The sequence below is a fragment of the Arthrobacter sp. SLBN-53 genome, from assembly GCF_006715585.1.
In the GTDB taxonomy this organism is placed as follows: domain Bacteria; phylum Actinomycetota; class Actinomycetes; order Mycobacteriales; family Mycobacteriaceae; genus Mycobacterium; species Mycobacterium neoaurum_A.
In genome coordinates this window covers 3,000,759-3,016,282 of sequence record NZ_VFNN01000001.1, presented here as the reverse complement: position 1 = coordinate 3,016,282, position 15,524 = coordinate 3,000,759, and the positions used below count along the sequence as shown (strand labels likewise).

Annotated in this window: 12 protein-coding genes; 4 read left to right on the top strand and 8 right to left on the bottom strand. The window is 65.4% G+C overall.

What is annotated here, in order from left to right; genetic code table 11:
- Positions 1-12: 12 nt before the first annotated feature.
- Genes FBY28_RS14465 through FBY28_RS14455 form a run of 3 tightly spaced genes read right to left on the bottom strand, consistent with a single transcriptional unit; the run spans position 13 to position 2,989 of the window.
- Complete coding sequence (locus FBY28_RS14465; RefSeq protein WP_141867844.1) at positions 13-498, bottom strand: SRPBCC family protein; 486 nt, start codon at positions 496-498, stop codon at positions 13-15.
- On the bottom strand, positions 495-1,886 hold the full coding sequence (locus tag FBY28_RS14460) for a flavin monoamine oxidase family protein (protein ID WP_141867842.1): 1,392 nt from the start codon (positions 1,884-1,886) through the stop codon (positions 495-497). Before FBY28_RS14460 ends, FBY28_RS14465 begins: the two co-directional genes overlap by 4 nt.
- A complete protein-coding gene (locus FBY28_RS14455; protein ID WP_141867839.1) occupies positions 1,883-2,989 on the bottom strand; it encodes an alpha/beta hydrolase in 1,107 nt (368 codons plus the stop codon). The genes FBY28_RS14460 and FBY28_RS14455 overlap by 4 nt, the downstream gene beginning before the upstream one ends.
- A gap of 319 nt (positions 2,990-3,308) precedes the next feature.
- Between FBY28_RS14455 and FBY28_RS14450 the strand changes: the two genes are divergently transcribed.
- Together FBY28_RS14450 and FBY28_RS14445 are read left to right on the top strand one after the other, a co-directional pair.
- The gene (locus tag FBY28_RS14450; RefSeq protein ID WP_141867837.1) at positions 3,309-3,599 is read left to right on the top strand and encodes a hypothetical protein; all 291 of its coding nucleotides are present in this window, start codon (positions 3,309-3,311) and stop codon (positions 3,597-3,599) included.
- A 63-nt stretch (positions 3,600-3,662) separates the two neighbouring features.
- Positions 3,663-5,417, top strand: a complete 1,755-nt coding sequence (locus tag FBY28_RS14445; protein WP_141867835.1) for an LLM class flavin-dependent oxidoreductase — start codon at positions 3,663-3,665, stop codon at positions 5,415-5,417.
- Between the two features lie 115 nt (positions 5,418-5,532).
- On the opposite strand, the gene FBY28_RS25775 is transcribed toward FBY28_RS14445, so the two are convergent.
- The gene (locus FBY28_RS25775) at positions 5,533-9,147 is read right to left on the bottom strand and encodes a hypothetical protein (protein WP_160145488.1); all 3,615 of its coding nucleotides are present in this window, start codon (positions 9,145-9,147) and stop codon (positions 5,533-5,535) included.
- Between the two features lie 533 nt (positions 9,148-9,680).
- On the opposite strand from FBY28_RS25775, the gene FBY28_RS14430 reads away from it, so the two are divergent.
- Positions 9,681-10,022, top strand: a complete 342-nt coding sequence (locus tag FBY28_RS14430) for a hypothetical protein (protein WP_141867833.1) — start codon at positions 9,681-9,683, stop codon at positions 10,020-10,022.
- A 76-nt stretch (positions 10,023-10,098) separates the two neighbouring features.
- Here the strand turns inward: FBY28_RS14430 and FBY28_RS14425 are convergent, their stop codons facing one another.
- The 4 genes from FBY28_RS14425 to FBY28_RS14410 all read right to left on the bottom strand — a co-directional run bounded on the left by FBY28_RS14425 (position 10,099) and on the right by FBY28_RS14410 (position 14,041).
- The gene (locus tag FBY28_RS14425) at positions 10,099-10,986 is read right to left on the bottom strand and encodes a GNAT family N-acetyltransferase (protein ID WP_160145487.1); all 888 of its coding nucleotides are present in this window, start codon (positions 10,984-10,986) and stop codon (positions 10,099-10,101) included.
- A gap of 80 nt (positions 10,987-11,066) precedes the next feature.
- Complete coding sequence (locus FBY28_RS14420; protein ID WP_216847691.1) at positions 11,067-11,243, bottom strand: hypothetical protein; 177 nt, start codon at positions 11,241-11,243, stop codon at positions 11,067-11,069.
- 139 nt (positions 11,244-11,382) lie between these two features.
- Positions 11,383-13,188 carry an ABC transporter ATP-binding protein gene (locus FBY28_RS14415; protein WP_141867829.1) on the bottom strand — a complete coding sequence of 602 codons (1,806 nt, stop codon included), beginning with the start codon at positions 13,186-13,188 and terminating at the stop codon, positions 11,383-11,385.
- 85 nt (positions 13,189-13,273) lie between these two features.
- On the bottom strand, positions 13,274-14,041 hold the full coding sequence (locus tag FBY28_RS14410; RefSeq protein WP_216848099.1) for an SDR family oxidoreductase: 768 nt from the start codon (positions 14,039-14,041) through the stop codon (positions 13,274-13,276).
- A 116-nt stretch (positions 14,042-14,157) separates the two neighbouring features.
- Here FBY28_RS14410 and FBY28_RS14405 point away from each other — a divergent pair, with 116 nt between their 5' ends.
- Positions 14,158-15,516: an NAD(P)/FAD-dependent oxidoreductase gene (locus FBY28_RS14405; protein ID WP_141867827.1), complete on the top strand. Its 1,359-nt coding sequence runs from the start codon at positions 14,158-14,160 to the stop codon at positions 15,514-15,516.
- Positions 15,517-15,524 lie beyond the last annotated feature (8 nt).

Here is a 15,524-nt window from a genome sequence, read left to right as displayed (position 1 = left end):
CCCGCAGGTACATCAGCGCGCTCCGACAACCCGGTCCATGGCAGCTTCGGCGCGGGCCACCGTCTCCAGTCGGCGCATCGATCGCCGGAACTCCCCCGCCAGCGCCTGTCGCAGGATGAGGCCGACCGGTGCGGTCAGCGGCCCCAGTCGCAGGGTGAAGGTCACCTCGTAGGTCATGCTGGTGCAGTCTGCCCCGAAGGGGGCGAACTCGAAGGTGTTGACCAGGTTCTGCAGCGGCGCGAACCCTCTACCGCTGTCCCTGCGCCGCGCCGGCGCGATGACTTCTTCGACGGTCCAGACCGATTGCGTGGTCAGCGGACCGAGAGTGCGGTTGTGTTCGCTATAGGTGGCGCCCACCCGGGCTCGACCGTGATCGCCCGTCACCGCCAGCACGCCGTCGACCCACTCGGCATAGCGGGCGGTGTCGTCGACCACGTTCCACACGGTATCGATGGGGGCCCGGAGGACATGGGTCTCGCGAACGGTGTACTCGGTCATGCTGCGGCCTCCTCGATTGTCATCACTGCGGTGGCAGCGTTCTCGCCCGAACGCACAGCCCCGTCCATGAATCCGGTCCAGTAATCGACATGTTCGGCCCCGGCCCAGTGCACCCGGCCGAAAGGGGTGTCGCGCCAACGGCCGAGCGAGCTGAGCACGCCCGGTGCGAGGACCGACGTCGGGCCGCCCCGGGTCCAGGCTTCGGAGGTCCAGTCGTGTTCGAAGTAGTCGATCGGTGCCAGGGCCCGAGGGCCCAGTGCCCTGGCGAAGCTCTGCAGCACCGCACCACCGCGCTCGCGCATCGAACGCGGCCCCCACTGCCGCCAGCCGGCACTTCCCACGAATCCCATCAGGACGCCGGGCGCACCGGAGGGCGGCGTGTTGTCGAACATGCTGCAGACCGCGGAGTCGGTGCCGCGGAACACCGCCATTCCCGACAGGCCCTCGTCGCGCCAGAACGGCCGGTCGTAAACGGCTTCGCACTTCATCAGTGTGCCGAACGCCATGCGCCGGAACAATGCTTCCTGCTGCGGAGGCAGCAGTGGATCCCACTCGATACCGACAGCCAGGTGTGGCGGGGCGGTCACGACGACGTGGCCGGCGGTGAAGCTGCCACCGTCGGAGACGACGGTCACCTTTCCCTCGGTCTGTTCGATCCGGCGAACCGGACTGCTGAGAACGAGTTCCTCGCCCAGTTGGTCGGCCAGCCGGGTGGCGATCAGGTGCGATCCGCCGACGAATCGGGACTCCTGGGCTCCGCCGCCCACGGCCATCAGCCGGTCCAAGGTGCCGGGATTGTTCTCGTCACCGGCGCCGGCGATGTAGGCGAGGCTGAACAATGCCGAAGCCTCGCCGGCGGTGGCGCCATACACCGAGCCCAGCAGCGTGTTGACCAGATCGACGCCCCCGTCTCCTACCGCGGTGCGACGCAGCCAGCTGTCGAACGACACCGCATCCAGTGCGGCAGCGCGCGGGCCCGTCCACGGAGCGCCGAGTGCAATTCGTTTGGTACCTTGCGCAATCCGCGCCATCTGCATAGCGAGGTCCGGTAGCGCGGTGAGATCCGGTGGGATCTCACCATCGAAACGCTTGGAGCGCCCGCCGTGCACGTACACGGTTTGACCGTCGGCATAGGACGGGAACGTCTGGACTCCCACCGTGGCGGCGAGTCGAAGAATGTGGTTCTGGGTGGGGCCGACGAACTGTCCGCCACTCTCGACGGTCTGTCCGTCGTCGAAGACGTGGTTGAGCACCCGGCCACCGACGCGGTCGCGGGCCTCGACGACCCGGACGGTGCGTCCAGCCTGCGTCAGGTTGCGGGCGGCGACCAGGCCCGACAACCCGGCGCCGACGACCACCACGTCGACAGTCTCATTACGTATCGTCATGCGTTTTCCTTCGATTCGTTGACTTGCCGGCTACGGACTCGTCGCGCGATGGCGACGGCGTGCCGGGTTTGCAGGAAACCGGCCACCTCGGAGAGCACCTCGCGAGTGTGGTGGCCGACCCCGGTGGCGTTGACCATGCCGTGGATCAAGCCCTCCTGGGTGCGCAGCGTCACTTCGACACCGGCCTGGGCCAGCTTGTGGGCGTAGGCCTGTCCCTCGTCGCGCAGCACGTCGAAGCCGGCCACCATGACGTAGGCCGGGGGTGCGTGCGAGACGTCGGGTGTCAGCATGGGGGACACGCGGGGATCGAGAAACTGTTCTGGGTTCACGAGGTAATGGTCTGCATACCAATCCATCTGAGCCTCGGTGAGGAAGTATCCGGTTCCGAAGATCTGGTAGGACGCGCGTTTGACGGACAGGTCGGTCACCGGATTGAGCAGCAGCTGAAAGGCCGGACTGCGCCAGCCGGGGGCACTGTGCAGCGACACGACCGCCGCCAGGTTGCCGCCGGCGCTCTCCCCTCCGACTCCCACCGCATCCGGATCGATGCCGAGTTGGTCGGCATACGCCACGACGTACTCGAACGCCACCAGGGCATCCTCCAAGCCGGCCGGAAAGGGATTTTCCGGCGCCAGCCGATAGTCGACCGAGATGACGGTGATGCCGGCGCGTTCGGCCAGGAATCGTGAGACCGCATCGGCCGACTCCAGGTTGCCCAGCGCCCAGCCGCCGCCATGCAGATAAACCAGCGCCGCCGTCGGGTGTTCGGTGGGCCGCCCACGGTAGACGCGGGCGGCAATGTCACCCGCCGGGCCGGGGATCATCAGGGAGTCGACCTGATGGACCGGAATCTCTGCACCGAAAATGTATGCCTCGGTGTCGATTTGATCTCGCCCCTGGTGCAGCGGGAGCTCTTCGAAGGTCGTGCCTGCCGCAAACCGCAGCAGCCTTAGGCCCAGCTGTGCCTCACGGTCGAGCTGTTGTCCGTCGATGACGATCGGGCTGCCCGCGATGAGCCGCTGGGCAAACGGAGGCAATGCACCCAGGAATCGGGCAGCTCGGTGCGCGATGACGTCGACCACGGGTCGTTGTCGGTGTGGCATGCGGAGCGCTCCTGCGGTCGATGAATGTCTGGACTTCCCCCACGGTAACCAAACTTAGGACATTTGTCCAAGGTTGAGGAGTCTGTTCGATCGCTGTGGGCGAGGCGGGAGGCGGGCCCGCCCCACAATTGCGCTCACGGTGGGGCAAAACCTTGGTTGCGTCTGCGCGCTCGCGTCTAATTGCGTCGAGTTCCTGTGTGGACCCGGACTGCGTTCAAGGCGTCGGCGTGGGTTCACACCAATGCACGAGCGGCCGACTGCAGGTAGGCAAAGACGCAGTTTCCCTCTCCGGCGAGTGACAAAGGATGGTGAGTTCCACATGGCACCGAGCACAGGCACGTTGATCCATCTCGTTGCGCGTGACGGTAAGCAGGATGAAGTCGCCGCGATCCTCGGCGAGGCCATCGCCGGTGTCGCGCGAGACGCGCTCACTACGACCTGGTACGCCTACCGCATCACCGACACCGAGTTCGGTGTCTTGGAAACCTCTGCCGTCGATCTCGCAGACCGTGACAGCCAGGATCATCCCGTGCTCGGCCGCCTGACCGATGCGCATCTGGCCTCATCCCCGCGCGTCGAACGCTTCGGCGTCGTCGCGGCGAAGGTCTGACCCACCCACTGCGATACCGGGGTCAGCGATCCCCGGTGAGTGCCCATTCGACGAAAGACTGTGATGACCTCCGAGTTCGGCTCTACGCCGCCCAAGCGTGAACTGATCCTCAGTGCCTTCGACATGGCCTGCGTTGTGCACCAGAACCCCGGAATGTGGACTGACGCAGGCGATCAGACCCACCGTTACACCGATGTCGAGTACTGGATCGAACTTGCACAAACTCTGGAGGCATCGGGGTTCGACATTCTGTTCCTCGCCGACGTCCTCGGGTTCTATGACGTTTACGGCGGGAGCCGCGAGGCGGCCTTGCGGACCGCCGCTCAGGCACCGGTTGCCGATCCCCTGATGATGATCTCGGCGATGTCGGCGGCGACGAGGACCCTCAGCTTCGGCGCGACGGTGTCCTCGACCTACGAGCTGCCGTACAAATTCGCCAAAACGATGACGACACTCGATCACCTCACCAAGGGGCGAGTGGCGTGGAACATCGTGACCTCCTATCAGCAGAGCGCTGCGGTCAATCTCGGTCTTACACAGCAGATTTCCCACGACGAGCGATATGAGATCGCCGAAGAGTTCATGGAGGTCTGCTACAAGCTGTGGGAATCGTCGTGGGAGGAGGACGCGGTCGTGCGCGATCGCGCTCGGGGCGTGTTCACCGAGCCGTCGAAGGTCCACGACATCAACCACCAGGGTAATTACTTCACCGTCCCCGGAGCCCATCTGGGCGAGCCGTCTCCGCAACGAACCCCGTTTCTGTTCCAGGCCGGCGCGTCAGCGCGCGGACGCAAGTTCGCCGCCAAGCACGCCGAGGCGGTGTTCCTCGTCGGCGTCAACCCCCACGACGTGCGGCCGGTCGTCGATCACTACCGCATGCTCGCCGCGGAGCAGGGTCGCGATCCACGCAGCCTGAAGCTCATCATGATGCTCACGCCGATCGTCGCCGAAACCGACGAGGCTGCCCACGCGAAGCTGCGGCAGGTCCAGACACATGCCCAGGTCGACGCCGCGCTGGCGTTATGGGGCGGCTGGACGGGCGTCGACCTCTCCGGCGCCGACCCGGACAAACCGTTGGACCAGTTTCAGGGCGACGGTATCCGCGCGTTCAGCGACATGCTGACCCGTGTCGACAGCGAACTGGTGTGGACACCACGCAAACTCGCCGAATGGCTGTGTGTGGGCGGCATGAGCGCCAGCATCACCGGTTCACCCTCCACCATCGTCGACCACTTCGAGGAATGGGTCGAGGTCGCCGACGTCGACGGGTTCAACATCGCTCGCGTCACGAACTTCGATACCTTCCGCGACTTCGGCGAACTGATCACGCCAGAACTACGCCGCCGCGGGCTCATTCGCGCCGAGAATCGTTGCGAGCCGACGTCGCTGCGTGAACTGATACTCGGGCAGGCACGCCTGCGCGATGATCACCCCGGCGCAGCGCACCGACCCACAACCGCCGCTGCCGCCCCACGCAAGGTTCCACCGACCACCATCCGTATCGCACCGCGCAATGTCGGGCTCCTGGTCACCCTCACCGCCAACGACGACACCGCGCCGGAATTGGAATCATGGCTGTCGGAGATGCACGCCCACGCCCTCGACGAGACCGGCACCACCACCTGGTATGCCATCAGGCTCAGCGACACCCAATTCGCCATCTACGACACCTTCGCCGATGAGGACGGCCGCCAAAGCCACATTCACGGCAAGATCGTGAAATCGCTGCGCGAGCACCAGCAGGAGCTCCTCGCAGAACCGCCCACGATCCGACAGGTCGACCTGCTCGCAGTGAAATCCGTTCTCGCCGCGCGGTGACCGGCACCGAAGGCACCGCTGCCCGGCTCATTCATCGCCGTGCGTGAACCCGGACGAGATCGGTGCACGCGGTCGTGCGGAGTGACAGTTACTGGCTTGCGCTGGCCGTGGCTGGCTACTTCGCCGCGAAGGTAACCAGGGCGTAGTTGCCCGCCTGCCAGCCGTTGAGGAAGGCACCGATCGGTATTGCCAGGCCTTGACCGTTGTAGTCGTTGTTGGAGGGGTTCGAGGCCGAGCTGTCGTTGACGTAGATCCGGCCGTTGGCGAGGTCGACCTGCGTCACCACCGCTGCATGCGTCGTATCCGTATAGCTGGCTCCTGGTCCGGGTACGTAACCAAAGGTGCTCCATACGACGGAGACCGGGTAGGAGACCATCGCGGCCTCGCCTCTGGCAAGGGCGGCCTGCAGATCGCCCAGAGCCCGTTGGCCGTCTGCCTGAGTGGCAGTCTTGGGTGCGCCGGTTTGGGTGTTGCCACCGCCGTACGTGGTCAACGTAGCGGTGACGTTGAAGTTGTCGTTGGCGAGCGCAATGGCATCAACGAGGTACACGCCGCTTTCGGAATAGTCCCCCAGGTACATCTTCTGTCCAGGTATGAAGACGCTGTTGGAGGTAGCCGCGAGGTAGGACATCTGCCGCTCGGAGGGCGAGTCGAGGCCGGTCGCCTGCCCGATCGCCATGGCGGTGGCGATCAGTTGGCAGTTGTAGAAGCTCTGCTTGACCCAGTAACGCTTGTTGTACTCGGCATCGCCGAACTGTCCGGTGCCGGTGACATTGACGTCCACCTTGGTCTCGGCGGTGCCGGCGTTGGCCACTCCGGTATTCAGAGCCCAGTCATGTACAAACCCGACGAGGCCGCTGAGCAACCCGAATTCTTGTGCGGCAGAACCATTGTCGGCTTCGACGGTGAAGGAGTCCCGCACACCGGGTTGCACAAGAGTGGCATCCGGGGTGTAGGTGTAATAGCCCGTGGCCGAGTCGAGTTCGACCGTGCCGTAACGAGGTTGGCTGGTCACGGTATAGGTGACCGGGAAACCGTTGGCGTTGTTGGCGACGATCCAACCGCTGACCTGCTTACCGGAGCCCTCCGGGAGGCTGGTGGTGCTGTAGACCGTCAGGGGGCGATTGAAGAAGATGTAGGCCAGCTGCCGGCTGAGGTCGTCGGCCGCACTGGGCACCGGTGGTGTCGGCACGACTCCGGAGCCGGGAACGCCATTGATGCCGCCGCTTCCGCCTTGACCGGGTGTGGCGACCGTCCGGCCATCCTGACTGGCACCGCCGTAGCCGCCGCCACCGGACCATCCGCCGAAGCCGGCCCGCCCGCCACCGGCGCCGCCATCGCCACCGTTGCCACCGGCTCCGCCGTTGCCACCGATACCGGGGTTCACGTCGGCGTTGCCGCCTTGTCCGCCAGCCCCGCCCTGACCACCGGTTCCGCCCTGACCTGCGGACATGGTGCTGGTAGCGGCGCCGCCGTTTCCGGCATTGCCACCGGATCCGCCCGTCCCGCCGGTTCCACCCAACCCGGTGTCGGTCTGGTAACCACCGGTCGCGCCATTGCCGCCGGCACCACCGTTGCCACCGCTGCCGCCCGGCCGGCCGGGGCCGCTGTCTGCGCCGTTGCCACCGTTGCCACCATTGCCACCGTTGCCCGCCGGCGCTCCGGTTTCGTCGGTCCAGGAGCCGTTGCCGCCAGATCCCCCATTGCCGCCGGTTCCACCCCAGCCGCTGTTGCCGAGGACGCCATTGGCCGCGATGATGCCGAAGAACGCACCGCGGCCCGGGTCGCCTCCCACGCCCCCGACCCCGGCATCGCCGCCGTTGCCGCCATTACCGCCGTCGCGGCCGGCGCCGACGGTGGTACTGGTTGCGTTGACGCCGTTGCCGCCGAGTCCGCCGTAGCCGCCCGTTCCACCGCTGCCGCCGTCACCACCCAGGCCCAAGATCATGCTGCCGTTGCCACCGCGACCACCGGCGCCACCCGGTCCGCCTGCAGCGCCGTCGCCGCCGTCGGCGCCCGGCGTCGAGCCGTTCGCACCGCGAACCCCTGCTTGTCCCCGACCGCCATCGCCGCCGCGACCACCGGCGCCGAACACCGCAAGCATTCCGACACTGCCGCCCGCACCACCGTCACCGCCGCCACTGCCGCCCGCGCCGCCATCACCGCCGTTGCCCATCCACAGACCGCCGCGCCCACCGGTTCCGCCGTCGCCGCCGTGATCACTTACTCCCTGCGACGGGGACGCACCGCCCACACCGCCGTCGCCACCAAAGGCGAACACCGCCAGGAGCCCACCGTTGCCGCCGTCGCCGCCCCGCCCACCGAAACTGCCTGCGCCACCGACGCCGCCGTTTCCTGCACTTCCCCACAGCGACAGCAGGCCGGTATCACCGCCGTTGCCACCGACACCGCCGGTCTGGCCGTTGAAAATCGCTGCTCCGCCCACACCACCTGTACCTGCGCTGCCCCACAGCCAGCCGCCGCCGCCGCCGGAGCCGCCGCTACCACCGCGGTAGTCACCGGTTGAGGTGCCGCCGTTGCCACCGGCGCCGCCGTGACCGAGCAGGCCGGCCACTCCGCCGCTACCGCCGCGGGCACCCGTGACGGTCTGGGCCGCTGCGCCGCCGAGTCCGCCGTTGCCGAAGAGCATGCCGCCGTTACCGCCGTTGCCACCGGCACCGCCGTTGTACAGCGCCAGGCCGGCTCCGCCGTCACCGCCATTGCCGAAGAGTCCGGCGTTGCCGCCGTTGCCGCCACCCCAGCCGTCGCCGCCTCCGCCGCCGAACAGGCCACCATTGCCACCTGTGCACGTGGTGGCGCAGGTCTCGGCCGTCCAGGAGTAGCCGAAGCCCCAGAAGATGCCGCCGTTCGGGCGGGCTTCGGTCCCATTACCGATGAAGAATGCGATGAGGTCTTCGAGCGTCGGCGGGTAGAACGGGGGCAGGTTCGGAATCACTGCCAGCGCAGCATTCGGTGAGATAACTGTATCTGCAACAACGATATTGGGCTGCAGGAGCTCAGCAGCCTGGGTCGTCGGTGACATGTCTTCGGCCTGCAGGGCCGCCTGCGGCGCGGACATGGTCGTCACTGCCGCGGTCCGCTCGGGGACCTTGATTGTCGAGGTGCCGCTTTCCCAAGCGTATGTTTCCGCGGCGCCGGGGGTCGTCTCGCGCCCACTGGACGGTTGGGGGATTACCGCGGTGTCCGTTGATGTTTCGGGGGTGTTCGACTCTGAGTTCTCAGTCGCGGTGTCGGTATGTGCGCCACCCACACTCGTGGTGTCGCCGGGGTGGGTGGCAGTATCGTCGCTCTTTGAGGGGTCTATGGCATCGGAGTTCTTGGGATCCGAGTCCTTGTTCGTCGCGGACGCAGCGCCGCTCGTCCTGTCGTTCCTCACAGCGTTCTCGGCGCCACCCGCGTCACTGCCGGTCGCGGTGTCGGCCTTCTTGGGTCCTGCGGATGTGGAGCCGGAATCAGCCGACCCCAAGTGTTCCGACACAGTTGACGAGCCACTGTCCGAGCTCGGCGACGAGCTGGTGTCCGAGCTCGGCGACGAGCCGCCATCGTCGGCGACCGCCAGCCCGGCCTGCGGACCCAGCACCAGCGCCGCACCCACCCCTGCCGACGCGGCGCCGAGCATCAGCCAGCGCCGCACGGCGAAGCTTTCCGCACGGCGGTGCTTGCCCTCGCGCCTGCGCGCTGCCTTGCCCAGCTCATACGTCGTCGCCATCGAATCCCCGCCATCCACGAATATTGACGCCGGCGACACTCGCTGGCTGTACTGGAATGTAGGGGATACATCTCATTCGCACAGCAAATATCGAGATCTCCTAGACATTCGAAGCCAACGACTGATCCGCTCCACCAATGGGGCTCGTCGCCTATGACAACTGACGTACCGGAGATCGCTCGAGATCACGACGAGGATCTCCCCCGCGCCGTTGTACTGACCAAAAGGCCTGCGGAGGTTGACCTCACACCGGCTCGGTCCGCGCTCGACAGTGACGAGTACACGCACCCGCGCCCACACCCCAGCGCGTTCATGGCTATCCCGACAGCATCCAACCTACGCGGTAAACCGGCCTCAATTCGTCGGACCCGACCTCACAGCAAAGTTAAACGCGCCTGGTACGAACCCGTTGGGCGTGCCGATGAGCTATCCACCTGGGCTTGATCCACCCCACCCCACCCCGACCTGCCCGATGTTCGTCTCAACCAGTGCGAGAATCTCCGGGTGTCGCACGCTGGGAAGGCGGGAATCGGGTGACGGAGGTCCAGGATCCAACGCGCAGGATGTGGAAAGTCCGGCGAAAGACGTGGTGGTTTCCGTCGAACGTCTTCGGGCTCAACGACGTCCTCGACGTCGTGTTGTTCGTCGTACTGCTGCCGTTCTGGCTTGGCTGGCCGTTCTGGTTCCTGGCCAAGCTGCTCGGGGTGCCGTGGGTCATCGTGATCGAGCGCGGCGACGAGACGGTGGCCACCGAACGCGTGAGAGGACTGCGCGCGGCGAACCGACGGGTCAAGGTCATCGTCGAGTCCCTGCGGACGACTGGGAACTATCCCCCGATCGACCCGGATGCCGGCTCAGGAAAGGAATTGCGTTAGCACGCGCGATGCTTCGGTCTGATTGCCCCGGCCGTCCGGTCGGATCGACGACACGCAATGGACCTTCGCAGGCTTGTCAGCCCCCCGCCGCGGAGGTCTTGATCATTGCCATACCCAGCAACCCGTGCCCTCGGCCCACATCGCGGAAACCTTTCCGCTCATAGAGTCGTCGTGCTGGATTGCGCGCGTGGACATTCGTGCACATCACATCGAACCGCTGTGCGAGCTGGTCGAACAGAGCGTCCAGTAGAGCTGAGCCGATACCGGCGCCGCGATGTCCCGGGGCGACCGCTATACACAGTTCGGGTAGCGGAGCGCCATCAGCATTCATGCGCAGCGGCGGACTGCTGTAGTACGTCCACACGGCTCCCATCGGCGATCCATGCCAGTCCTCGGCGATCACGACGACGGCGCCCGGTGCGGGCAGCATCTCGAGAACCTCGTCGTCATCGGGGTCCGGCAGCGGCCGGTTCTCGATGACACACGCATGCCGTGCCATGTCCACGACGAACGCCAGATCACCCGGAGTCGCAGAACGCAGACGGAACCCCTTGGTCGATTCGTTCGTCGCCACATCGGTTGTTGCAGAGCTACTCTCCAGACTTCTCGGCGGATGGGCTCTCATCTGCCGACGGATATCCGTCTCGGCGGCCACGACGAATCCCAGGCGACGGTAGAGCCGATAGGCGTCCTCGTTGACCTTCAGCACGTTCAGGCACACCCCTCGCCCCGCAGCGAACCCCTCCTCGAGCACCGCCTGAAGAACGCGTGTGCCGATTCCCCGGCGCTGAAATCCTGCCGCTACCTCGATCAGGCCGACATAGATGGCACCGTCCAGGTCTGCGAGGTCAAGCCGGCCCGCATCGGCTCCGTCGACAACAATCACCTGCGTGGCCGCAAGGTCGATGTGGCGGCGCAGGTACGCGCGTTGAACGTCGTCATCCCAGCCCCACACCTGATCCACATAGGGGCCCAACGTGGCCTTGTGCAACGCGAAGAAGAACTCGAAATCGTCCGCTGTCGCGGCGCGCAACGTAATCATGGTCACCGCAGGCGCCGCACATCCAGAGCTGTCTCCAGGAAGCACACCCGCGGCGCGCGACCTTCGACCCCGGACAGATCCACCGCGAAGTCGGTCAACGCTGTGAACTCGAAGCGAGTGCGCAGCCCAGCACCGATTCCCCCGCTGGTGGCGAGGATTGTCGGCTCATCGGCGGGCATTCAACGACGGTAGAGCGGCTCGTGCTGGTGCACAACCGATTACTGGTCATCGGCGGCTGCCGGACGAGCCGAATGGTCAATGGCTGATCACCATAGCCAAGCATTGAATGCCTTGTTGTCCAACGTGAGCCGGCTATTGCTAGCGGGCGGCGACCATCCGACGATAGGTGGCATTGGATGCGGTCAGTTGGTGATGCGGGGCGACCTCGAGTGGGCGTCCCCGAGAGATGAAGGCAACCTGGGCGACGTGGGGCGCGAGATGCAGCCGGTGGCTGACTATGAGAGTGGTCTTGCCTGCGCAGCGGTCGAAGATCAGTTCGCTGAGTTCGTGGTCGGCTATGGGGTCCAGAGCTGTGGTGGGTTCATCGATGACGGCCACGGTAGCGTCGGGCAAGGCCAAGAGGAATCGTGCAATGGCCAGACGTTGCCACTGACCTCCCGACAGATCGGTTCCGGAGTTGAGGCTGGAGGACAGCTCGGTGTCCAGTCCATCTGGCGTGCGTTCGATCTTGTCGAGTAAGCCCACATCGCGCAGAGCATCGACGATCTCGGCATCGGAGGCGTGCGCCGCGATGGGCTGGAGACAATCTCGCACCGAGAGCGGGAGCCGAGCAGGATCTTGCACGAGGATCGCGGTACGGCGGCGATAATCCACGATGTCGATATCACGCAGATCAGTCCCATCGGCGGTCACCGAGCCATGCGTGGGGTCATAGAAACGGCATAACAACTTTGCGAGAGTGGTCTTTCCAGCGCCGTTTTCACCCACCACCAGCGTCGTACTTCCTGCCGGAAGGATCAGGTCGATATCGCTTAACACCACGGCTCCGGCTCGGCCGTAACCAAAGGCCACGTCTTCGAATGCAATGGTCGGTGCCGCCACGTTCGCTGTCGATGTGGCATCGGCCAGCAGATAGCCGACGTCACGGTGCGGGTCGAGCGCAATAGCGGGCTCAGTGTCTTCGAACTGCCAGAGCGCATTGAGTTGTCGGGCGGCCCCGCTGAGTTCACCGGCGTTGGCGCACACAATGAACAAGCTTCTCCGCAACTCCGGAATCAGCCCGATGAACAACGCCAGGGTTCCCAGCGAGATGTCACCGGAAATGGCCTCGCCGATGATAAAGCCGTAGGGCACCAGCAGCCCGGCCCCACTCAGCGTCGCCAGCAGCAGAATCATGACCGCGCCGCGGTTCTTGACCATACGCCGAGCGGTGATGAGTGTCCGAGCGTGGGACCGCCAGCGCGGCAGGAGACTGGCGTGCAGAAGGTATGCGCGGATGTCACCGGCGCCACGTGGATTGAGCATCGCCGAGCGCAGTTGTTGGGCGCGATTGTTGAGGTCGACGTGCGAAGCCTCGACATCCCACGCCTTGCGCTCGTAACGCAGTTGCATCAGGGTCGCCGGAATCGTTGTTGCGACGACCAGCAGCGGAATCCACAGCCCTAATGATCCGGCGAGGATCAGGGTGGGGACGGCAAGCAGCAAGCCGGTCATCAGGTTCGACAGCAGTTGCACCAGGTACTGGGCGTGTTCGGTGGCGTTCGCGGCCAGGGTCAGCAGCTTCTTGATCTCGGGGCGGTCGAAGAGTGCGAGGTCATGGTGGGCCAATGCCTTGGTCACCGTGCGGTCCTCGACCTCGAGCCCGATCTGGTCGCGCAGTGTCGAGATCTGCAACAGCTGCAGTGTTTCAGCGGAATCGGCGATCACATTGACCAGAAAGTAGGCCGCAATCGGTACCCAGATCGCGGCGATCCACACCACGGTCTCTGGGCGCGTAGCGGTCAACTCCGCCACGTGATCGACGAGATACTTGACGATGAGCAGAGTGACCAGAGGTGAGGCCGCAGCCAGCGCCGACACCGCGAACAGGACCAACCAATCGCGCGAGCGAAGGCAGACCAACAGCGACACCGTGCGCCGCAACCCCAAACCGGCCCCCACCACACACCGCCTCCCCCGCAACGCGCCCCTCAACCGTGACGCTTGAAGTCCGCGGAAGCAACCGAATTGTTTGCAATACGCGAAGACCTCACCATCGGTAGTCGGGGCCACCGACGTAAGTAGTGTCGGCAACTTCGGGTTGCAGTGCTGCGTCGGCAATGGCAGTGGCGAACTCTTCGACGGTGGGCAATGGCCCGTGATCACGGCGCGCTTCCACCGCGGCGGGGTCCTTGCGGTGCAAGAGCCGGACGATGATGGTTCCATCGATCATGTCCCCCGACACCACCTTCAGGGCAATTCCGCGTTCTACGAGTGCGGGTTTGACGGCAAGTAGCGCATCTTCACCCGCACGTTTGCTCGCCGCGATCGGTTCGTAACCCTCAGGTACCGGTCGCCCGGGAGAGAAATGTGCCTGGTGGCTGGTGACAAACACGATCCGCGCTCCCGCTGGCATCCGCGGCAGCGCACTGGTGACCAACGCGCATTGCGCATCGCGATTCAATCGCATTGCGTAGCCCGGGTCCGCACCGCGCTCAAGCCCGCCGGATGCGTTGAGCACCAATACATCGAGAGCTCCGAATCGGTGGTTGATCGTATCGAGTAGCGCCTGAACCTGTGTGTTCTCGCAGACGTCGGCCCCTATTGCGGTGGCATGACCGCCCGCAGCTCGAATCTCGTCGGCCACCGCCCGGGCCCGTTTCGCCTTCTCGCGGTAGTTGATCATCACGTGCAGACCACGGACGCCGAGCTCTCGTGCGACCTGAGCCCCGATGCCGCGGGACGCACCGGTCACCAATGCAACACGTCGTCGCGGCTCGGCACCGCGAGAAGCTTCTTGTTTCCTGCGTTGAGTCATCGCCGTCACCTCCGAGCGAACTTTACTCTTAGACTTTGCTTATTATAGCCTTATTTTTCTTATTGTGCGGTTAGCGTTTCGGTATCACTCGATACGCAAGGGGAGGCGTGCACGACATGACCGCACATGCTGTAGTCCTGGGCGCCGGCATCGCCGGCCTGCTCGCTGCCGCGGCACTCGCCGATTCAGCCCACCACGTCACCATCGTCGAACGAGACCAACTACCCGACAGCCCGTCTCCGCGGCGCGGCATTCCCCAGGGCCCGCACCTGCACAGCGTGCTGTCCAAGGGGTGGCAGACGATCGAGGAGCTGGTGCCCGGCGTACTCGACGATCTGGTCGCCGTGGGCGCGCAGGTCCTCGACGACGCGAAACTGGGTGCGCGGATGCACCTTCAGAACGGTCCGTACGGATTCAACCGCACCGACGACCTCACCGACCCCGCGGCGTTGGCCCACTATCTGGTGACGCGACCGCAGTTGGAGTACGTGTTGCGCCGACGTGTCACCGACAGGTCCGCCGTCACGGTCGCCGACGGCCAGGACGTCGGCGAGTTCGTCGTCTGTCGGCCCGGGCGCATCTCCGGCGTCACCGTTACCGACCGACAGACCGGCACCACTCGCGTACTGGATGCCGAACTGATTGTCGATGCCAGCGGACGTGCTACACGCACACCCCTGCTTCTCGAACAGCTGGGCTACCCGCGTCCGCCCCAACGCACATTCAGGGCGCGCGGCGTGTACTACAGCCAACACCTGGCCATCGGTGACCAGAATGCCTTCCCGGAGCGACTCGTCCTGGTCATCCCGTCCGGTGGGACGGGGCGCGGCGGACTCATCGCCTGTGAGCGTGGCACCTGGACACTGACCATCGCGACCCGCGATGACGATGCTAAACGCGCACCAGAATCGTTGACAGACATGTTGACCCGTGCTGAGTCCTTCATGCCCGCACACGTCGCGGCCGCGATACGTGATGCCCGGGCGTTGTCCGATATCGCGGTGTATCGCTACCCCGGCGGTACCTGGCACCGCTATGACCGTGCCGCGCACCTGCCCGACGGACTCCTGGTCGTCGGGGATGCCCTGTGTTGCCTGGATCCCATCCACGGCCAGGGAATCACCATGGCTGCCCGGCACGTTCACGCGCTCCGCCAACACCTCGGCGCCCACGGCCTCGGCAACCCCCAGGCCTTCTATCGATCGCTCACCGAGATTATTGCGCCCGTCTGGGCCACCAACAAGCCGCCGGCCCCTCGCCGCCACACCAGCATCACCGAGCGAGCGCAGCGTCGGGCACTACGCTGGACCCAGCACCAGATACTCGCAGCCGCCGGCGATGACATCGTGATCACCGAACAACTCGTCCGCATCGTCAACATGATCGACTCGCCACGACGGCTCTTCGATCCCAGGATTCTTGCTCGCGTCGCCGCACATCATGCGCGTCGGGCCTTGCCGTCACGCAGCATTTGATACCGCCG

Excerpts from the sequence above, each read along its gene's own strand:
- FBY28_RS14465 (WP_141867844.1), bottom strand. The coding sequence starts at position 498 with ATGACCGAGTACACCGTTCGCGAGACCCATGTCCTCCGGGCCCCCATC.
- FBY28_RS14460 (WP_141867842.1), bottom strand. The coding sequence starts at position 1,886 with ATGACGATACGTAATGAGACTGTCGACGTGGTGGTCGTCGGCGCCGGG.
- FBY28_RS14455 (WP_141867839.1), bottom strand. The coding sequence starts at position 2,989 with ATGCCACACCGACAACGACCCGTGGTCGACGTCATCGCGCACCGAGCT.
- FBY28_RS14450 (WP_141867837.1), top strand. The coding sequence starts at position 3,309 with ATGGCACCGAGCACAGGCACGTTGATCCATCTCGTTGCGCGTGACGGT.
- FBY28_RS14445 (WP_141867835.1), top strand. The coding sequence starts at position 3,663 with ATGACCTCCGAGTTCGGCTCTACGCCGCCCAAGCGTGAACTGATCCTC.
- FBY28_RS25775 (WP_160145488.1), bottom strand. The coding sequence starts at position 9,147 with ATGGCGACGACGTATGAGCTGGGCAAGGCAGCGCGCAGGCGCGAGGGC.
- FBY28_RS14420 (WP_216847691.1), bottom strand. The coding sequence starts at position 11,243 with ATGCCCGCCGATGAGCCGACAATCCTCGCCACCAGCGGGGGAATCGGT.
- FBY28_RS14410 (WP_216848099.1), bottom strand. The coding sequence starts at position 14,041 with ATGACTCAACGCAGGAAACAAGAAGCTTCTCGCGGTGCCGAGCCGCGA.
- FBY28_RS14405 (WP_141867827.1), top strand. The coding sequence starts at position 14,158 with ATGACCGCACATGCTGTAGTCCTGGGCGCCGGCATCGCCGGCCTGCTC.